Source organism: Paenibacillus sp. OAS669, assembly GCF_014873645.1.
Classification (GTDB): domain Bacteria; phylum Bacillota; class Bacilli; order Paenibacillales; family NBRC-103111; genus Paenibacillus_S; species Paenibacillus_S vulneris.
Genome location: NZ_JADBDR010000004.1, coordinates 305015 through 326157 on the forward strand (window position 1 = coordinate 305015; position 21143 = coordinate 326157).

Here is a 21143-nt window from a genome sequence, read left to right on the forward strand (position 1 = left end):
TATCGCATTTAGGGAACGATGCAACGATTGATGGTATGAATTCATTTTGATCCTAGCAAAGGAAGCAGCTCAGTTAGCGAGTTCACAACATAATCCGGGGTAAAGGATTGCGGAAGCTGCTTATTTTTACGATTGAGCCATGCTGCTTGAATACCTGTGCTCTGGGCTCCCCCTATGTCGCTGGTAAGTGAGTCCCCTACATGGAGAACCTCTGAGGGTTTTAGATTGTAGGCTTCAAGTGCCTGCAGAAACATGTCTGGTCTTGGTTTGTAGGCTTTTGCATCCTCGCTGGTAATGACGTTCTCTATAGGAATTTGATTATATCTAATGGCCGATTGAATGTCTGCCCGATCGATATTGGAGAGGATAACGACGGGAATTCCGACGCTTTTCAGAAATAGCGGTGTATCTTCGAATAGCTGAGGGGCTTGCCAGTATGGATAGATAAGCTCGCTTAGTTTGTGCGGGTTCTCCGGCGACTTGTAATAAGAAATGGTATCTTCTAGAGATTGCAGCTCGATGTCGCGTTGCGATTGAAAGAGCTCGCTGTAAGATGCATGCATCCTTTGGGAGAATGATTTCCACCAATAGGCAGCTATCTCTTGGGCGGTCGCTTGACTCTGTGCAGATGCTGCAATCTTCCTGCTGATATCGCCAATAACCTCATCATCTTCGTATACCAGTGTACCGTAGAAATCTAGAAACACCGCTTTAAACATAGAATGTATCGACCTTCTTTCTTTAATATGTTAATACTTTAATACGTTACCATTGTACCATTCCAATATACAGTAAATGGTATTATTTGTATATCATTTTTATTAGATTACGCAAAAAAGACTGCCGTTCGTCCGGCAGTCAGCGTATGATTTATGTATGTCTTCCATCTTGTGGTACAACAAATTTAATTTGAGAGGGCAATTCCTTCTCGCTAGGTTTATAGGCTTTGATAATGTCAGGAACATATAGCATTGTTAATCTCATGCCTTCAATCATTTGATCACGTTCAAAAGCATTGACTGCAAAGTATTCATGGCTGCAATGGCTGCAATAGAGATGCCACAACCCATCCGTTTCTACCAGGTCCTGCAGCAGATTAAAAGTCTCCACATGGAAGCAATTTGTACATGTGAAGCTGAACATGGGATTCCCTCCCTTTGTTGTTTAGTAAACCAGATCCTGCAACAAATTGAACCTAGAGGAAAATTAATCTATGCTAATTAGCTCAGCTTTTGACCACAATTCGGACAAAAGTTAGCTCCTTCGTTTTTCGTGCCACAGTTAGGACAAAAGTTTGGCTTGCTTCCGCCTGGAGAAGAAGAAGGTGGCGGAGTCTGATTCATGTTTTTCATCATTTCATTGGCCATGTTCATTCCCATCATCATGCCTGCCATGTCTGAAGCAGCTCCACCGCCATGCAATTTACCGGATGCCATTGCATCGGTCATGCTGACCTGCTGATATTTTTGCAGGTTGCCGATCATTTCGTGAGAAGCCGTCTTTGTAATCATATCCTGAATCTCTTGAGGATAATTAAAGCTCATCACTTGAAAGCCCGTAATGGTCATTCCATTATCCAATACTTCCATATCCAGATCCTCGCGAATACCTCTGGCAATTTCTGACGCATTCGCCTGCAGATTGAACATGTCCTTTCCTTCTCTGCTGATCCACTTCATCAGAAGCTGGTCCAGCACCGAAATGATACGAATTTTAATATCCTCCACAAGATAGCTGTCTTTCATCCCGGCAATTTTATCGATCAATCTGACATAATCATTCACTTTAAAATTGAACGTTCCGTTCGCGCGTATCGGCATACCGCCCGGAAGCTGCGGTGTTGGGATCAGAACAGGATTTTGCGTCCCCCATTTGACAGTAAATTCCTTCGTGTTCACAAATAATACTTCCACTCTCATGCCGCTGTTGAAGCCGAATTTAAAGCCTTTTAAAGTAGATAAGAAAGGAATGATATCCGAATCGATCTTATATTCCCCGTCATCCTGGAATATCCCCTCAATTTTGCCATTATTCACGAAAATAGCATCTTGACCCGGGCGGATAATCAGCTTACTTCCTTTCTTAATCTCCCGATTGCTCCACTTCCAAAAGATCATATCCTCTCTAAACTCTTCCCATTCTACTACGTTTGAAAACTGATTTTTGAAAAATCCCATCGAAATTCCCCTTTCCTGTTGTTCAAACTCAACACTTGATTAAAACTTGCCTCTGCTGCCGCTATGCGAATGGCCTCCGCCAGTGACTCCGCCACCGCCGCTTCTTCCAGTGAAACCTCCACTGCCACCGGAGCTAGCGCCGCCGGAGCTTTTGCCAGAGCTATTTCCAGAGCTTTTTTCAATTTTCTCCTGCGTTATGGTTGTTCGAATGTACTGATCCTGCCGATCCAGAATTCCTGAACTGCTTGCGTCCTCGTAGGTATGCCGATTTACAGTGACGCGTCCGCCGGAGCGGTAGGCTATTATTCCAACAACCATACATCCAATAGCCAAGGACCCTACGAGTTGGAACCTTATGTCAAACAGCACGTTATCTGGATCCACTCCGGGCTTGACGCCCATATATTTATAGGACGTTAAGATATAGGTTTCGAATGCCTGCTTATAATTGCCTTGTGACAAATCGGGAGTAATCTTATCCCGTATTTTGTCTAGCCTGTTATCGCCAAGATACTGTTCAGCCTTATAAAATCCAGCCAAATAAATATCACGGTTTTTCATATCCAATGTTAAAATGACTGCGTTGCCATGAGACTTGTCGTACCCGGGTCCATTCTCATCATAGAAATTCTCCGTCATCTTTTTGACATCTACATCTTGGTCGTTATTGGAAGTCATGACGATAATATCCGTCTTCCTTTTGGCGCCATATTGATTGGCCAGCGAATTCAGTTCACGAATTTCTTCAGAACTAAGCAGCTTCGCCTCATCATAGATCAATGTCTTCTCTTCCCTTGCCGCCGCCATGATTTGAACAGGAACGGAAAGATACATCACGAAGAAGAATAGAACTGCCAGCAAAGCACCTTGCCTTCTCACAGGAACCCTCCCCCCATCATCCACGAAATTATTTTCAGAGATAGGAAAGAAAAAACAGAAACTCCTGCAAACCATGCCGTTACCTTCAGCATGCTGATAGGAGGCTTGCCGACGACCTTGCCCGTCTGACCGTTCATGGCAAACATATACTCCCGTTTATTATAATCATAATGAACAACCCATACCGGAAGCAAACAATACTCTACATTCTTTACTCTTGTATCTATATCCTTATTCGTTATAGTAACAGTAGAATATCCCGTCACCGATGACGAAATGGAAGCTTCGATATATTCTCTGATTTTATCCTTCGCGCGCGGCAGCATCTCCGTATCCGTGTAACTGTATTTCTCCGCTACGTAGCCTGCCAGATAAGGAGTTTTAAAGCTCTTCAGTTGATCGTAGTGAAAAGGCTCCAGTCTATCCATTAGCTTATCATTCATCTTCTCTGACGAATCAATAGGCACTCTCACATAATTCAATTGAAGCCTGCGGTAGATGTCAAAATGCTCGGTTTCCGTATATCGGTAATCCTCTTTTGTATACGTTTTCACCCTCGTGGCATGACCGCTTACCTCCACATTATTATGTAATTCGTACAGCCAAAAAGGGATGTACATGCCGGTTATACTTTTGATACGATCTGCGGTCATAAAATCGTCCGGAGTAAGAAGCCCGTTTCTGCACCATTTCCGGAACGCCTTTATCGCTTTCTCCTTACTGATTGTGAAAGGAATAACAACGGCAGGAGCCAGCTTCCCGCTCAAGCGGTCACCGAGAACAACCGCCGAGCCGCAAAAGCTGCAAACGGTTGCCGCCGTTTCCGGTTCCGTGATAACGACAGCTCCGCAGCTTGTACAGTGATATTCCTGAACCTCATTTGAAGATAGACCTTGCCGGCCAAGCGGATCGGAGATCTGCTCGATATTATCCTTTCTTCCGCAGCTATGACACGACAACATCCCCGTCTCGGAGTCGAAGACCATGCCGCTGCCGCAGTTAGGACATTTGTATTCAATAACGTTCATCTGTTCACCTCTGGGACTTTAGGAATAACCAAGAACTTTATCCTTTCTCACCTTGTTGCGCACCCGAATGCTTCTCCAGTTGAGCAAGCTGCGCGTCCAAATCATCCTCCTTCGCTCCGGCCCTCAGTTCAGCCAGTGCCTCGGCTTCATTCAACGCTTGATCGGCCCGTTCCTCCATTGCCCGAAAGGACGCCTGAACATCCCCGGAAGAGGAGCGGCCTGAATTCGCTTCCTGCTGCAGCTTCGCAGCGGCCAGCTTCCCTTTAAGCTCTACCCGCCGAGCCTCCAGCTGTCCCAGATCCGCAACTAGCTTATCCTGCATTTGCTTCATGCTTGCAGCATGGTTGGAGGCAAGCTCGTAAGCTGCCTGAAGCTCGGTTAACCTCTCTCCCAGCTGCGCTTTCCTCTCCAGGAATTTCAAGGCGCCTTCCTCATTACCTGATTCGACCGATTTCTCCGCATACCGCTGCAGCTTCTTGATCTCGGAACTGCACTCATCGAGCTGTGCCTTTGCTCTTTGCTCCTCCGCAAGCACGGAAGCCGTTTCGGCTTTTACCTTCCTCAAGTCGCTGTTCAAGGTCCGCATATATTCATCGATCGTCTTCTCCGGGTCGTTATTCCGCTGTAGTATGGAGTCGACATTCACTCTCATAATATCGGTTAATCTTGACAAGATTCCCATGATGCACCACTCCCTTCGTCATAATGCTTTATTCTAATAATACAATAATTTCATGAAAAAGGTTTCAATGACTAAGAAAAATGTTATTTTATTCAACTATTAAAGAGCAGCTTCATGGTACCGGTTCAATAAAAAAGGAAGCGATTGCTGCGGCAATCAGCTTCCTTACTTTGTGCTGCTAAACACCGTTAGATTCTTACTTCCCGTCAAGTAATCGGTAATTTACTCCTTCTTGGATGAGAAAACTGAAAGAGCCTGTCTTGGCGTTGTAACGGAAAGGGACAAGGTTCTCTGATTCCGTCTCGATGATTTCCAGCGTTTCGACATTCCATCCTGCATTATCGTTCGTGATGATGGTGGAATGCTTGCCGTCAGGATAATGGAAAACGTACTTCGAGCCTTGCTGCTGAATAGGATATACCTCGGCATAAAGTCGGTCATCCGTTAAATCCCTTACGACAACCACTCCCTTGCCTCCGATAAAAACCGGAATTTTGTCCAGGGGAATTTCGTATCCGTACAAAGTTACAGGGCCATGAAATACCGCTCCCGTTTCATAATCGATCCACTTTCCTTCCGGCAAATACACATCTCGGGCCGTAACCCGTGCGTAGTCGCTGCCATAAGCGGGTGCAGCCAGAAGGGATGGACCCAGCATCCATTCATATTGCTTCTTACTTTTGCAGCCCAGCTCATATGTAGTTGTATCCGTCGGAAACGCGATCGGAAGAGGCGTCATCGTATGCGGGTAGCCTGAATGAAAGCTATCTATAGCCGCGCTATATAGGTATGGCGCCATGGATGAATGCCAATCGCACGCCTTTTTGACAATGTCTTCGAAATGGACGCAGTTCATGTTCCAGGGGCCTAATCCTACGGACATGGCCGGGAAAACAAAAGCAAACATGGCATTGCGAACCATATACAGCTTCTGATCCTCCGTCAACGGAATTGCTAGATATTTGCCCGCAATGATATCTGCGTAGACATTTGGGGCCCCGCTTGCCGCATAATTTAAACCGTTAATAGCCGGACGGTCCTGATCCATGCCATACATCGTATCTTCCAGCCGAAGAATCTCACCCGGTACGGAATATGCTGCATTCCTAACCATCGAGTAATACCCAGCTTCCATCAGCTTGGCGTTCGTCCCATTGCATTTGGCATCATTCAGTAAGAGCGCCCCGTCCTTCAGCATCGTATCCTCCTTGAAGCCGTCAGCGCCCCAGAGTTGGGCAAGCGACAAATACCAGTTCACCGCTTCATCATTCCGGGCATCCAATAAATAAACGGCCCCTTTAGGAAACTGGACCCGGAAGGTGATCGGCTTTCCCCTTTCGTCGGTTACGAAATAGCCTCGCTCCAGCCCTTCATGGATAAAGGTGCCGTCATATAACGCATTATGATGGCCCCCATCTTCGGGGAGTGCCTTAAAGCTGATCCGCAGCCCAAGAATGAGCTTTATCCCCCGGGAACGGAAAAATTCCTTCATGGCCTCCTTATCCGGATACCTGGGATTAGGCAATCCATCCGTCCGATCTTCCTCACTCACATCATCCCAGATCCCGAAGCTGGTGGTGGCCCCTTGGTCGTCCGCCTTCCTGTCCCCTTTCCAAAATCCGGAGCCGATAACAGCCCACTTCAATCGATACCCTTTATTTAGATAGGTTTGAACATCCTCCGTCACAGACTCTTGGCATGTATTCCAGCCCAAAGAGCCAAAAGCCTCGTAGCCCACTTCAAAAAAGTCATACTTCGGTTTGAGGTCGGGATAGCCTTCCCAATGACGTGCTTGCTTATAATCTAAATAGATTTGCTTCGGGTCTCCGATAAAATAATACAGGCTGTGAACCCCTCTAACCCCGGAAGCTCCAAGAGCGTTTTCTTCCCCGTTAATTCTCACCCGTTTTACCCCATCCTCAAAGAGCACCTGTGCAAAACCGGCCGCCGGAAACACAGCGAAATTGGATACGAAGCGTTTACCGTCATTTGAATTGAAAAACTGATCGTCGGTTATACCGAAAACGTTCGTGCTCTCCCCGTATCCGCCGTGATCCCCTAACCCGTAAACCGGCTGTAACGGAGCTGTCCTGGCGTCGATAATATACCTTCCCTCCACTCGGGGAATCACTTGCAGCTTAACAAAGCTGGAAAAGGGCTCGATCCTTATGTGCGCTTGATCTCCATTCCTATTACTCACGAGGATGCAGACTTGATGCTTGTCAATAGAAATCAATGAAGCCGATACCGCATCAAATACTTCCTCTTCGTTAGGGGAGGAGAACCGGATTCCCGATACAGTATGTGCCGCAGCAATAACTCTCCCTTCAGGGGAATGAAAGGAGAAGCAGCATCCTTGTTTATCTATATGCATAAAGTATCCCGCTGTACCGATGATCAGCCGGCCCGGCTCCTCCTGCACGGTGAACCCCTCTGCTTGAAGGGGTGCTTCCTTTCGAATCATTACTTCACTCTCCCTAATTCGATGGTATGAAATATCTACAATTTCACTTTAAACGATTGAATTTCCTTTTAAAATGCACTGTATTCATATATAATCAATACAATATTTCAGATAACAGCGTAACTGGAGGGTCTCAACGATGGCCTTATTACCGCTCTGGTCTCTCACTCCCCAAATGATTCAATGCACCTATTGGGATCAAAAGCAGCAATTCTCTTATAAGGTAGATACTTATGACGAGTGGATCATATTTGCTGTTGAGGACGGCGCTTTCCAATATGAGATCAATGAACATTCCGGAACGGCCTTGTTCGGTGATCTCGTCATTTGTCCTCCGGGTACACCGTTTTATAGGGAAATCGTTACCCCGCTTTCATTCTTTTTCTTCCGGTTTCAATGGTCGGATGCAAGCGCTAATGTCGTTGCTCACCACGATTCGATCCCCACTGGCAAAATAACAGTCAAAGATACCCGGAGACTCGCCTCTGATTATTTTCGAATAAAAAAATTGGCGGACGGTACAGACCCTTTTCACTTAGCTTGGATTTCCCTTCATCTTAAAGATATATTGTTCCAATACGGCTTCGAATCCGAACAGCCTGAAGTAAAAGCGCCTTTACGGGATGATCCGCTTATGGAACGCGCAGCAGCCTTGATCAAGCAGAATGCCTTCGAAGCCTTCAGCATGAAGTCTCTGTCCGATTCGCTTGGACTTAGCCCTGTACAATTCACTAGAAGATTCCAAGCCGCATTGGGGACGGTACCCAGCGAATATCTCACACGGATCCGTTTGCAGAAAGCCTGCACCTTATTGATTACAAGTACCCTTACCGTGGAAGAGGTAGCTCAACAATGCGGTTACGAGAACGGCTATTATTTAAGCAGGCTATTTTCCAAAAAATTAATGATGAGCCCCTCACTCTATCGCAGGACTCATCAATTATAATTAAGGTTACTTCCCGGATTCCGTTTGAATCATTCTATTAATTTCTTCATCCAGCTGGGAAAGCGCACTATTCACATCGATATTGCCGTTTACATATTCGGTAAATTTGTTGCGGACCATCGTTTCCGCTTTTCCTCTATACTTGGAAGCAATCGGATATTTTACCGGCTTGCTTTTGAAGATGCCCTGTACGTTTTTGTTGTTCAGTACCTCTCGGGCGGTGCCGAATTCGGCTTTGAATTTAGGATCCTTCAGTGGGGTGACTCTTCCCTTCCTCGCACTTTCCAGCTGAACTTCGTCCGAAGTGGCCACATTAATGACCTGAAGCGCCTGATCCTTATGCTTGCTTGTTTTCGTAATCATCAGCATATTGACGCTGGCATTCCCGTATACGTTCGGCTTCTCGGGATAGCTGGGGTATTGCACCATATCCCAGTTCAACGCATTTTTGGATGCAAGCTCCAAATCGTTGATGATGCTTAAATCCGTATACATGGCCAAATTTTTCTCTTTAAGAAATGCATCCTTAGCTGCGCCATTAGGCTCATTCCCCGGTATCGAATAAAACGCTTTCACAAGTTCAAATACTTTTTTCCATTGATCATTATTGATGGAGGCCTTCTCCGTTTTTGGATCGATCGCCGCGATGCCTAAGGGCTGGGAAACCCAGATTACACTGTTACCGGGATCGAACCCCCGTATTTGTGTGCCGTTGTCCATGCGGGTCAATTTCTTGGCAAGCTGAAGCACCTGATCCCATGTCATGCCATCCGTAGGATACGGGACGCCGTATTTATCAAAGATATCCTTGTTATAATACAACGCATGGTAATTTAAGCTCAACGGAAGGCCGTAGAGCTCATCCTTGGTCGAGGCGATTTTGGAATCCTCCAGAATAGCAGGCTCGAACCTGCTTAAATCGACATCATACTGCTTCAATAAAGGTGTCATGTCGTAAAGAATTTCGAGGTCCTGATAGGAAGCAAGCTTGCCGTTATAAGTAAGAACGATATCCGGCGTTTGACCTGCCATGATCAATTCTGCAAGACTGGTTCCATTGCCGGGCTTGATCAGCTGCAGCGTAATGTTCGGATGCTTCATCTTCAATTGCTCTTGAATTTGTGTGATCAGATCTTCATCAATATTGGTGTCCAGGCTCATCGTGATGGTGACAGGTTCGGTATTAGCGCTAACGGCTGCAGGACTGCTCCGTGCGGTTTCCTCCGCTTGATTCCCCCTGGAACAGCCTGAAATGAGAACCGTGCTGGCCATACAAAATACAGCGAACGCTTTGCCCCTATGGTTCATAAGCCCCTCCTAATATGAAACGATATAATATTCCTTCTTTCAATGTACATCATTTCATAGCAGGTTGTAATGCACGGAGTTATCAGATCACTTGCACTCTATTTCAGCACGAATCAAGCTGCAGCCTGCACCTTCCCATCGCTTACGTACCTTTATAGTCCTTGGATAAGTCCATCTATCTGATCGTTTACATTGACATTACTTAATCCCCCGTGATAACAAACCACGTTTGTGATGTCAAGGTCTGCATATTTTTTCAAAGAAAATCGAGCTGCTATTATATCCAGTGTGGTTGGAATATGAATTCCCCCGAGCCTTCCGTCTACACTGTACATGGAATCTCCGGCAATGAGAGTCTTGCTTTGTCTTAAATAAAGGCTGATATGGCCCGGAGTATGTCCTGGGGTATGGATGACGCGGATCCCGCCGCAAAACGGCAGTTCCTGACCGTCTACCAAGGTTTCATCTACTTTGCCCTTCGGAGGATTCTCAAGGAGTCCGTCTTTGATAAGAGGTATCTCCCCCTGAATATACGGCTTATCGAGCTCATGCGCGTATACTTTAACAGCATTGCCGCACTCCTTCAAAATCTCAGGAAGACTGCCTATATGATCCACATCCTGATGCGTCAATATCACTGCTGTTAGCTTGTCGAGCGGCACTCCGGCCTTTTCCATAGCGAAGCGCAGCTCTTCAAATTGTCCCGGAAATCCTGTATCTATTAAAACGGCCATATCTTGATCCCTTACTAAAATGGGATGAATTACATTCCCATGATAATCTAGGTGAAGCATTTCTATTCCCTTACCTATTTCCATTGCTTCGAACCTCCATCGTAAAAATATAATTTTATGTAAAAATATTTTATTATGTTGATTTGTCCCTTGTCAACACATAGCAAACCATCACACGACCTATTTTTTTGGGGGATTGCATTAAACTGCCCTTTCATTCATGTATCGAAGAAAGGACAATAATCGGTAACTTTTTAGTGTGGTTTGAGAGGGTGACCCGACGACCATTGCACTAGTGCATAAGACCCGTGTCCGTCATCGAGGATGAACGTCCTTTCGTGTACGGTGCAGTTCGGGAATCGCTGAACGCGCGATCAAAGTGTCTCATCATTGACTCGAGAGGACCGTGAGGAAGCCGCGAGATCAACCACCCTGTCAACAGCGTTGAGGCCGCGACGAGAAGGTCACCGAATGGAATCCCTCCAACACCATATTTTATCCCCGCCAGTTTGAGAGACCATATCACAACGAATTGAGCCGCATACATCGTCAATGCCACGCGTCCGACAGCCGCGAAAGGCATTAACACTAGAGAGGTATTTTTCGGCACGAGACATACCAGTCCCAGCACGAGTGATGCGATACCCAGCCCAATCACCGTCTGAAACGTCGACGCACTGTGCGGAGATGTCCAGAGAAGCATGTTCCACAGCGGAGGTTCGCTGTTGAGAGGCCAGATTGCATTCAGATCCGGCAGGGTCGGCATGGTACTGACAGTGCCTTTAAGGCCAATGAGCCAACCGTCGAAGGAACGGCTCAGCCCGGGAATAACGAAAACGCCCAGCATCTTGCCAACAACGAGCATGATACCACCACCTACCGTGAGCGAGAGTGCGATGCGTATCTTGGTGAGATCAAGGCGCCCGATTGCCATACCGGCGACGAAAGCAGGAGCGAGTGCGAGCGCGGACATCGGACCGCCCGCGATATCATCAAGGAGGTACGCTCCTGATAGAACGCTCATGCCAAGAATCATCAGTGGTGGGGCAACCACGGTCAAAACGGCTGCTGTCGTAACGAGCACGCGCGTCGAATGACGAATCAGCACCAATGCCAACACGAACATTACCGCGTAGGCGGGTAAGATTACCCCGTACGAGGTATTCAGCAGGATGAGCAGATATCCAATCACATCAATGAACACCGCACGAGCGAGCATCCGTGCCCGGAACGTGGTCGTCTCCGTTTTTCGATCCTTCATGCGTTGCGCCATAATCGAGTAAGAAATCCCGCCACAGAGCACGAACAGCAGCGTCGTGTTCCCGGAAACGATCGCAGAAATCGTTTTATTCGATGCGAAGTGCTGCAAATACATCCCTAAGACCGCTAACCCCCGCGCTGCATCAAGCGCCACGAGACGCCCCGACCCCCGTGGTTCGCCTAAAACCGCCTTGTTTTTCAATCCGTTGTTTTTGGAATCCGCTACATCATTGATGGTTACTCCTGTATTATTTTCACTGCCGGATTCGTCCGAAAACTTGATATTGGCTGACAATTAGCATTCCTCCTCAAAATATTCCACCACTATATAGATTTCGCAAAATAATTTAATGCTATCTAGACTGTATTGACTTAGCAATAAGTGAAGCGTACTTCTTAGCTCCTTCCGGTTGCAGGTGAACACCGTCCTTTGTGAACCATTCTGGTTTGTCGGCACTAAACGAGTGCCAATCGATCAATGTGACGCTGGAACGCCCCTTGACAGCATCAGCCAATGTTTTGTTTACTGAGTCTTGCCAGTCTCGTGGCACACGGATGTTAATGAGATAGATTTGCCTATTCTTGCCAATGGTATTGAGTAGTTCTTCGAGTTTTTCAGAAGAAAATAGGCCATTCGTGCCAAGCCCAACGATGACGATACTCCCTAGATTCTTTTTCGAATTGAGTTGTGCAACGACATCCTTCGCTTCAGACATTTGCCGACCTACCTTACCATCTATATTGATGTTGGGTATTAATTCTTTCAGGTAAGGCGCTACTCCGACCAACACGGAGTCACCTATCGCTGTAATTTCTACAGTTGACTTAGAGGACTTCTCATCCTTGGGTGTTGACTTTGGCTCTTGCGATAGGTTACTGCTCGACATCGATTTTGAATTATTCAATGGTGCCAATTCAGATTGTTTGGTATTCTCGGTGGAAGTCTCGCTTATTTCGGATTTTTTCAGTTCAGAAGGTCCATAATTTCCACTTTCTGCTCGTGCACAAGCTACGCAAATGAAGATTGTCATAACGAAGGAAAACAGCAAAAATATACGTTTGACCTGTTTTGAATTTTCCATATATCTAACCTCTTTCCTTAAAGGGTTTGTCATGCCGTTCCGAATGGGCTCCTCCACAAATCTATAAGACAAATCGGCTAGTATAACAATTGTCGTCAGCTGGGCTAGCTGGAGAATCAGATTCGGATTTGCGTTTGGATCTGTTGGACCGGTTAAAACAATTACCGGATAATGTAACAAATAAATGCCATAAGATCGCTTTCCGATCCAGCGAAGGGGCTTCCAGGCAAGCAGTTTGCCTATTGTACTGAACGGAATCGCCGCAGCCGCAATGACCAATGCAGATGCTACAGAGAGAATGACCATGCCGCCACGGTATAATGATTCATCGTATTTCCCTGTCATTGTCAACATATACATCACGATACAGAGACCGATAACTCCCCAAAAGTTAACCCTAGCGGCCCGCTTTCGTGAATATGGCTCAGCAAATTTGTGGCTTGGACATATAATTGCAAATGCAGCTCCAATCAACAGCCCAAAAGCTCTCGTATCCGTTCCGTAATAAACTCGGCTCGGGTCTGTGCCTGGCTCATACAAAAGCACCATCGATGCGAAAGAGACTGCTGCTCCCGCAAGTATTAGCAAAAAAAGCTTGCCACGCGTTGGGGCTAAGGTAGAAATCAATATCATGAGAAGCAACGGCCATATCAAGTAAAATTGTTCCTCCACGGCGAGCGACCAAAGATGTCCGATAGGTGAAGGGGGGCCAAAGCTTTCGAAGTAGGATACATTATGATAAATTAAATACCAATTAGTCGTATATGTTAACGATGACCAAATATCCCCGCGAATCGAAGATAGCCTTCCGGGATCAACAATCGTAAGATAGACGGTTAGAATGCACAGCATTAACAGCATGGCCGGCAACAGTCTGTACATGCGCCTCAACCAGAACTGTCTCATGTTGATTCGACCCTTCCTCTTACGCTCTTCCATCAGCAAATCTGTTATGAGGTAGCCAGAGAGTACAAAGAAGACGCCCACTCCCAATAATCCTCCCGTTGCCACGCCCCATTTAAAATGATAAGCAATGACAGCGAGAACGGCTAAAGCCCTGAGTCCATCTAGTCCCGGCATATAGCGCGGTTTGTATTTTATTACATTAAGAGAATTGTTTGGATGAATATTAGTCAATCTACCCATCGTTAATGACATCTCACTTACCCTCCCTTTTATAAAGTAGTTTTTAACGATGGCCGGTGGAAGTGGCATTCTTCAGATTTATTGTCAAATATCGAAGGATGTGAACTAGTATAATACGCGAAAATATGATAAGTGAGATGGACTTGTAATGAAGTTGTAAATTTTTGAACCCAGCCGGTACTTCATAATCAAGACAAATTATAACTAGTGAGTATGCGCCTTCGAAATCTCGTCCACATTACCCCCTCGTTCTGAACCAACAAAGAAATCGATCCCGTCTAACGCATCAATAAGCGATTTAAATCCTTCTAAATCGGTATAGACGTAATATTGAATGTCAAGGCACAAGCAAATCGCCAATTGTTATCATCGCAAGGTGCCTAGTGCAAGCGCCGTGTTGACTCGTTCAGTGTCTTCCCATTTGACGGGTTTCATTGAATGATCTTCCTTATTCTGTCCGTCGGTATCGTGTCTTTCGGTTTATCCAAACTATCCAGTGTATTGATGGCCCCAATGCTTTCTTTTTTTAGCTCGTTTATTTTGATTTTCTTTTCCAATCCCAACCATGTTACTCCTCCTAATCTGTCCTCTGAAAATAGCCCTCAATACTCTGTGAATCAGGGTTCCACTCCCGAAGATTTTTGTGTACTCATTCAATTAGCATGATAGAAATAAACTTTTAATGATTTAGTCAGAACAGCGCAAAAAAACTAGTTGCTTAAGCAACTAGTCCCTGTCCGGTTAATATTGGTAGTATCTGTAGTATTGATAGTATGTTATCCCTGTATAATAATTGAGCATCGCCATTAGATCCTTGTTGAATCCTAACACTTTCATATCTTTTAATTGGACAATGACATGATATTTCAATGATTTACCATTGTTGCTCCTATAATACACTTCCGCCCAATATGAGCGAATCGTTCGAAGATCCATAGTTAGATCAGAAATGGCATAACTTCCCTCTGCTTGAATAAACCGATCGGCAGTTTTTATTATTTGTTCATTAGACACACTTCCATCTATACCCTTACTACCGTCAGCATTAGGGTATTTAAAGATTTTAAGTACATCGCCGGTTCTTGCATTCAAGACGACATCATATACTCCATCGCGACTGTAAGAACCGGTTAGTGTTAAATAAAATAAGCCATCAGGAACTTTGTTGAGCTCCGTTTCGAAATCCTCTTTATCTTTCTGATTCAGCTGTGAATTAACACTGTTTTCAACTGTGTCTTTCAACTTATTCTGATCTACCACCATCAACTCAAACTTGAATTTGTCTACCGTGAAATTCTCGTTAAAATATTTGTTGACCGCTTTGACACTTAACGTCTTCGCAGTATCTTGAGAGAGTGCAGCTTCGTACTGCACTTCACTCCTTTTGTCCTCATTGTTTATTTTTTTAACCATGACGGTATCTTTATCGATGGTTGTATAGAATGTCCCACACCCCGTCGTCAAGATCATGAACGCCGCAAATACTATAAGGACGCTGAGCTTTTTCATCGCTTCACCCTGCCTTTCGAACCTTCTGATCGAAGATGACTCCGATCGTCGTGCCCTGATTCACCTCACTACTCACTTCAATGACGGCATGGTGTATGCTCGCCACGCCCTGACATATCGAAAGGCCTAAGCCGGCTCCATTGTTGGCTCTCGTTCTAGCTTTATCTACCACGTAGAACGGTTCGAAAATTTTGTCTTGATGCTCTTTGGCAATACCGACGCCCTGGTCGATTACTTCAAGAACGTATCGGCTACCGTGCCAGTGAGTACGGATCGTAATGCTTTGCCCTGCGTCTGATGCCTTAAGGGCATTATTTACTAAATTGAAGATCATGATTTTTATTAAATCCTTGTCCAGCAGTAATCTACCTTCTTCACAATCAGTGACTATCGCAACTTGTTTCTCCTTGGCTTTCATCTCTAGCGCGGGTTTGATCTCTGTGATGATAGCCCCAAGTTCATACTCCTCCATCAGAAAATGGTCCTCCTGAAGCAAAATCAAGTCCATCAGCTTCAATGAAAGCGACTCCAGTCGCTTCCCCTCGGAGTAAATAACATCCACCCCGTCTAGAAACTGCTCTTCGTTGTATTTGGTTGTCCTCAGGAAATTCGCATATCCGATAATCGACGTTAGCGGAGTTTTTAATTCATGGGTAAAATTGTCGATGAATCTTTGTTTCTCTTGATTGTGCCGCTCCAGGTTTCTGATTTTCTCCTCGACAACCACGGCCATTGCATTGAAGTTACTTGCGAGAATGCCTATTTCATCCTTCGATTTCAAATGAACGCGTTCCGAAAAACCGCCCTTTGCAATGACTTGAGCCGTGCGGTTGAGGTAATTGATTGGCTTAGTCAACCCTCTACTTACGAAAAACATAACAAGCATATACATAAAGCATGTGGCGATATCCACTTTAACGAAAAAGCGGTACTGGTCCGCGCGCTCCTGGTACAAAGGAGTAATGTCTTTCATATAGGTGAACACGTAGCTTTTACGATTAATATCCGTTATATTTACTGTAAATAATAGCGTACGCCTGTCTATATCCCTTATAACATATTTGATTTCATCAGCGGCCAGCTTGTCCAATTCCTCACGATGCACCGGCATTTTGAAGTCGGTATTGTTAAAAATCTCGATATTGCTATCGTTCAAGATTTGTAAATATTTACGTTGGTCACCGTTCTTCTCAACAAATTCTTTGGCAATTTTCGTTAACACGGCTTTCTCGTAATTAATGGAATCATAAATACGGAAAATCGGAACGATCGCATCGACGCTAGAATGAATGTTCATATTCTCGCTCAGTGTGCCATTGATTTCCTGCTGCAGCATCTTGTTATGATTTTGCTCAATGACTATAATGGAAGCCGCATTAAAAATAAGAACAAAGGACAGAATTGAAAACAAATAAATCTTTTGCCAAAACTTCATCAATCAATCCTCCAGCCGGTAACCGATTTTATAGATCGTTTTTATATGGTCCTGAAGCTGAAGCTTTTTGCGCAGCGATTTGATATGCATATCGACCGTTCTTGTTTCCCCGTAATAGTCAATGCCCCATACTTTATCGATAATCTGCTCCCGTGATAGCGCGATATTCTTGTTTTTCAGTAATACAACCAGCAAATCGTATTCTTTTGGTGTCAGTTCAACCGGCTCGCCAAAGATGGTCACCTCACGTTTGTCTAGGGTGACTTGACCGTTATGGAACTCCATCACAGTCTGTTCTTTGCCGTATCTACGTAACACCGTTTCTATCCGCGCCAAGAGCTCGATTGCTTCAAAGGGCTTAACCATGTAATCATCCGCCCCCAATTTAAGTCCGGTCACCTTATCGTACACGGAGTTTTTCGCAGTTAGGAAAATAACCGGTATGCGGTAGGGCTGTATTTTTTCCATCAGCGCAAAGCCGTCCAGCTTCGGAATCATGATGTCCAGCAGGATAAGATCAAACTTTTCTCGCTCTATCGCTTCCAACGCCGCTATTCCGTCATGTACCTCAGTCGTTGCATAGTTTACGAGGTTTAGATTCATTTTAATGATATTGGATATGTGAAGATCATCTTCGACGATCAATATTCTCTTTCCCATCTTTTATAGAGCTCCTGACTTAATATTTTATACTCTGTTCCGAGTATGTACGATAATAAGACGTTTAATTGTTGGCGGTTACACGGGATATCCGCATAATCCAGCGAAAAAAGAAGCACCCCAGTTTTTCATAGGGACTGCTTCTAAAGATTTTACTTCCTTATGAATTACCTTAACAGAATAGGGACTTATTGTCGAAGGAGGTCATAGTGTCAATTTTTGGCGGTTACCCAGCATCGGAAGGAATACAGTATGTCCCTTTAGATAAAACCGATCATATTGACATGCATACGGACATTGTTAGAGTATCACTTGGATGTATTGGAAGTTAGATCAAGTTGTAATGAAGTTGTAAAATCGTTTGGGACAACCGGACAATACCGGCACATTTCACAATCCCTTCTCCTTATGATATTTCCGATAAAAACCCGAACAGAGGATCTTCCGGATGAAAAGATCGTTCGGCATTAGTGCGGTATCGCAAATTGTGATAATTATCATTTAAGATCCGCGGCTGATCTGATAGCTTATTCATTGTTATTGAATATGAATTGTGACGGAGGGGTCCAACATGTTTTGTTATCAATGCGAGCAAACTACACCCGGCGGATGTAAGGTTATCGGCGTCTGCGGAAAAGATGAGAACATTGCAAGTCTGCAGGATACCATCATCTTCGCATTAAAAGGTATCGCTGCTTATGCTACGCATGCAAGACAACTGGGGTATCATGATCCTGAAGTAGATCGAATCACACATGAAGCTTTATATATGACACTTACAAATTCCAATTTCAATCTTCAAGAGCATATTGATATGGCTATAAAAGTAGGCTCCGCCGCGGTAAGAATTATGGATGTGCTTGACCGCGCGCATACGACACATTTTGGAATACCTCAGCCCGTCACGGTTTCTCAGAATAAAATCGAAGGTCATGCCATTGTTGTCACCGGTCACAACCTTTACGCTTTGGAGGAATTGCTTAAACAGACGGAGGGCAAAGGTGTCCATATCTATACTCACTCCGAAATGCTTCCTGCCCACGGATATCCCCAGCTAAAGAAGTATGCTCACCTCAAAGGAAATATCGGAAAAGCCTGGTATGATCAAAGGCGTCTGTTTGAAAAATTCCCGGGGGCCATTCTGGCTACAACTAACTGTGTTATGCCAATTAAAGGCACCTACGCCGACCGCTTCTTCTCTTACGATATTGCAGGTCTCGAAGGGGTTACCAAAATCGCAGAGAATGACTTCACACCATTGATCGAGAAGGCTTTGTCTTTACCCGCTGTAGACATTGACTCCGAGCAGATTCTAACGACGGGCTATCATCATGAGACGGTGATTGGACTTGCTCCTGAGATCATTCAAGCAGTGAAGCAAGGAAAAATCAAACGCTTCTTTGTCATCGCAGGCTGTGACGCGCCAGGAACCGGCGGCGAATATTATCGCGAGCTTGCAACCTCCCTGCCTAACGATACGGTCATCCTCACCACCTCCTGCGGCAAGTTCCGCTTCAACGATGTGGATTACGGAACGGTGGCGGACACAGGCATCCCTCGTTATATCGATCTTGGGCAGTGCAACAATTCCGGCTCTACCGTCAAGATCGCCATGGCCTTAGCTGACGCGTTTGGCTGCAGCGTTAACGACTTGCCGGTGAGCATCGTGCTTTCCTGGTTTGAGCAAAAAGCAGTCGCCATCCTGCTCGGCTTGTTTAGTCTCGGAATCAAGGATATTCGCATCGGACCTAAGCCTCCGGAATTCATTACTCCAGGGGTCATGAACGTGCTTACAGAGACATTCGGGCTTAAATTGATAGGGAATGCTCAAGAAGACATGGCCGCAATGCTCGCACAATAAGTAAGATATGGACGTATAGCTCATCGGCTATGCGTCCTTTTTTTTATAATATGTACCAATAGATTTTCTCTTCCAATTATGTCTCACTTACTACAATTTTATTACAGAGCAAGATTTCTGCTTTCGAATCCATAACCATCTTTTACAAAGAATAGAGGTTCACTTGAAATAAGACAATAGTGGACAGGAGGTGGAATATGAAAAATTCGTTTGGCAATGTAATCAAAATCTTTTTAATCCCGACCCTATTTTTAGGAACAATAACCGGATGTACTGCTAAAAAAGGGGTGAATGATAAGGATGGAGCTAAGCCTAATGCGGTAAATGACACAAGACCGTATAAAATCCAAGAGGCAGCAGACGTACCCCAGTGGCAAAAAACAGCAGATTCCATTATTACAGAGGGAATTCGTTATATGGGGACTCCTTATGTCTACGGAGCGGAAAGATTTAAAGATAAAGCTTTTGACTGTTCTTCTTACGTTCAGTATCTTTACAGTAAACAAGGAATCAAACTGGGCTATAATGCAAGAGAACAGGCGGTTCAAGGGGAAGAGATCCCATTTATGAATTTGCGAAAAGGAGATCTCATGTTTTTTTCCGATGAAGATTTCCCCAATGAAACGGGATTAAATAAAGTTAGGCATGTCGGTATTTATATGGGAGAAGGGCAAATCCTCCATACTTATGAGCAAGGAATCGGAGTTATCATCAGCAATATCCATAAGGATCAAAAAGAAGGAGAATACTGGTATCAGCATTACCTTTTTGCCCGTAGAGTAATTCCAGGTTAGGCCACTTTTTCGTTGATCCATGAAAACGCAAAAAACCCGATAATCGGACCATTATCGGGCTGCACTGTAGATGGCTATTAATCTGGAGGCTGTTTGCTTCCAGCTGAACCGGTTCACTGCGTCGGATCGGGCCTGCCTGGACAATTGATCGGTCAGCTCCCTATTTTGAGCGACCCTCAATATATATTTGGCGTGGTCCTCAGGACGAGTATACTTCCGAACAAGGTAGCCGTTGCTGCGATGGTTCACAATTTCCCCGATCCCGCCAATTTTGGACGCAATAACCGGCAGTCCTGAAGCCATAGCCTCCACATTAACCAGTCCGAATGCTTCATGCCTTTGTGACGGGCAAGCGAAGCAGTCTGCCTTCCTGTACCATTCATGAATTTTTTGATGCGATACCCTGCCTGTAAAGCGGGTTGGTACGCCATATTTGCGGGCAAGTGATCTCAACCAGCCTATATAATGAGGCTTTCCTCCCCCGACAACCGTTAGGTGAATATTCGACTGCTGCCTTCGCGCAATACTTATTGCTTTGATCAATACCGGCACTCCTTTGCGGGGGATGACCCTGCCGGCAAATAATACATGAAAGGTCCCCTGCCGGCTAGAGCGGCTAGAGTGGCTCGAGGGCCTGAACCGGTCTACATCCACGCCTAAATGGACCACTCGGATTTTGTGCGCTTGGGATGGGAACATTCGGGACAGGTTGGTTTTCAAGGAATCACTGTTGGCGATGATCAGATTGGCATAGGACATACTCGCGGCTACACTGCTGGTTTTCGGAACGAACGTCAGTGAATGAAGGAACAACGCAACCGGAGTATGCGGAAATACCCGTTTGACTTGCGCCATGTAATGAGGACGATTGTCCACCTGAATGACATCGTAATGTTTACCCCGAATATACTGCAATACGGATGAAATATATCTTTTCCCTCTCCCGGAAGGAACTCTGACGATAGTCAATTTCCCATGATGGCTTATTTTTGGAAGCCCCGAACTTTGGCGGCTGACAATGGTGACCTGGTGTTGCTTTGCAAGCTGCTTAGCTATGGACAACATGCATATTTCGACGGACCCGTTCCCCGGTACCGGAATTTGCTCGGGCGCTACCATGAGGATTCTCACCCACAATCCCTCCACTAATTATGACATCGTACTCTTACGATATGTAT

At 45.2% G+C, this 21143-nt stretch carries 18 protein-coding genes; 3 read left to right on the top strand and 15 right to left on the bottom strand.

Features of this window, described 5'->3' with window-relative positions:
• Positions 1-41: 41 nt before the first annotated feature.
• From GGC63_RS11815 to GGC63_RS11845, 7 genes are all read right to left on the bottom strand, one after another.
• Positions 42-719, bottom strand: a complete 678-nt coding sequence (locus tag GGC63_RS11815) for an HAD family hydrolase (protein ID WP_192702496.1) — start codon at positions 717-719, stop codon at positions 42-44.
• A 151-nt stretch (positions 720-870) separates the two neighbouring features.
• The gene (locus GGC63_RS11820) at positions 871-1143 is read right to left on the bottom strand and encodes a hypothetical protein (RefSeq protein WP_192702497.1); all 273 of its coding nucleotides are present in this window, start codon (positions 1141-1143) and stop codon (positions 871-873) included.
• Positions 1144-1220: 77 nt separating this feature from the next.
• On the bottom strand, positions 1221-2177 hold the full coding sequence (locus tag GGC63_RS11825; protein WP_192702498.1) for an SPFH domain-containing protein: 957 nt from the start codon (positions 2175-2177) through the stop codon (positions 1221-1223).
• Positions 2178-2216: 39 nt separating this feature from the next.
• A complete protein-coding gene (locus tag GGC63_RS11830) occupies positions 2217-3056 on the bottom strand; it encodes a TPM domain-containing protein (protein WP_192702499.1) in 840 nt (279 codons plus the stop codon).
• A complete protein-coding gene (locus tag GGC63_RS11835) occupies positions 3053-4084 on the bottom strand; it encodes a TFIIB-type zinc ribbon-containing protein (protein WP_192702500.1) in 1032 nt (343 codons plus the stop codon). The genes GGC63_RS11830 and GGC63_RS11835 overlap by 4 nt, the downstream gene beginning before the upstream one ends.
• A gap of 37 nt (positions 4085-4121) precedes the next feature.
• Positions 4122-4766, bottom strand: a complete 645-nt coding sequence (locus tag GGC63_RS11840) for a PspA/IM30 family protein (protein ID WP_192702501.1) — start codon at positions 4764-4766, stop codon at positions 4122-4124.
• A 196-nt stretch (positions 4767-4962) separates the two neighbouring features.
• On the bottom strand, positions 4963-7230 hold the full coding sequence (locus GGC63_RS11845; RefSeq protein ID WP_192702502.1) for a TIM-barrel domain-containing protein: 2268 nt from the start codon (positions 7228-7230) through the stop codon (positions 4963-4965).
• Between the two features lie 139 nt (positions 7231-7369).
• Here GGC63_RS11845 and GGC63_RS11850 point away from each other — a divergent pair, with 139 nt between their 5' ends.
• Positions 7370-8176 carry an AraC family transcriptional regulator gene (locus GGC63_RS11850; RefSeq protein WP_192702503.1) on the top strand — a complete coding sequence of 269 codons (807 nt, stop codon included), beginning with the start codon at positions 7370-7372 and terminating at the stop codon, positions 8174-8176.
• Between the two features lie 6 nt (positions 8177-8182).
• Here GGC63_RS11850 and GGC63_RS11855 read toward each other — a convergent pair whose 3' ends face one another.
• From GGC63_RS11855 to GGC63_RS11885, 7 genes are all read right to left on the bottom strand, one after another.
• Positions 8183-9484: an ABC transporter substrate-binding protein gene (locus GGC63_RS11855; protein WP_192702504.1), complete on the bottom strand. Its 1302-nt coding sequence runs from the start codon at positions 9482-9484 to the stop codon at positions 8183-8185.
• Between the two features lie 152 nt (positions 9485-9636).
• Entirely contained in the window at positions 9637-10302 is a 666-nt protein-coding gene (locus GGC63_RS11860) for an MBL fold metallo-hydrolase (protein ID WP_192702505.1), read from the bottom strand.
• Between the two features lie 208 nt (positions 10303-10510).
• On the bottom strand, positions 10511-11773 hold the full coding sequence (locus GGC63_RS11865; RefSeq protein WP_192702506.1) for a DUF418 domain-containing protein: 1263 nt from the start codon (positions 11771-11773) through the stop codon (positions 10511-10513).
• A gap of 58 nt (positions 11774-11831) precedes the next feature.
• Positions 11832-13718 carry an acyltransferase family protein gene (locus tag GGC63_RS11870; RefSeq protein WP_192702507.1) on the bottom strand — a complete coding sequence of 629 codons (1887 nt, stop codon included), beginning with the start codon at positions 13716-13718 and terminating at the stop codon, positions 11832-11834.
• Positions 13719-14447: 729 nt separating this feature from the next.
• Positions 14448-15215, bottom strand: coding sequence for a hypothetical protein (locus GGC63_RS11875; RefSeq protein ID WP_192702508.1), 768 nt, complete (start codon positions 15213-15215; stop codon positions 14448-14450).
• A gap of 4 nt (positions 15216-15219) precedes the next feature.
• Entirely contained in the window at positions 15220-16650 is a 1431-nt protein-coding gene (locus GGC63_RS11880; RefSeq protein WP_192702509.1) for a sensor histidine kinase, read from the bottom strand.
• 3 nt (positions 16651-16653) lie between these two features.
• A complete protein-coding gene (locus tag GGC63_RS11885; protein WP_192702510.1) occupies positions 16654-17310 on the bottom strand; it encodes a response regulator transcription factor in 657 nt (218 codons plus the stop codon).
• Between the two features lie 571 nt (positions 17311-17881).
• On the opposite strand from GGC63_RS11885, the gene hcp reads away from it, so the two are divergent.
• Together hcp and GGC63_RS11895 are read left to right on the top strand one after the other, a co-directional pair.
• Positions 17882-19171, top strand: coding sequence for a hydroxylamine reductase (gene hcp, locus GGC63_RS11890; RefSeq protein WP_192702511.1), 1290 nt, complete (start codon positions 17882-17884; stop codon positions 19169-19171).
• Positions 19172-19368: 197 nt separating this feature from the next.
• Positions 19369-19965 carry a C40 family peptidase gene (locus tag GGC63_RS11895; protein ID WP_192702512.1) on the top strand — a complete coding sequence of 199 codons (597 nt, stop codon included), beginning with the start codon at positions 19369-19371 and terminating at the stop codon, positions 19963-19965.
• Positions 19966-20016: 51 nt separating this feature from the next.
• Here GGC63_RS11895 and GGC63_RS11900 read toward each other — a convergent pair whose 3' ends face one another.
• Entirely contained in the window at positions 20017-21096 is a 1080-nt protein-coding gene (locus GGC63_RS11900) for a glycosyltransferase family 4 protein (protein ID WP_192702513.1), read from the bottom strand.
• Positions 21097-21143 lie beyond the last annotated feature (47 nt).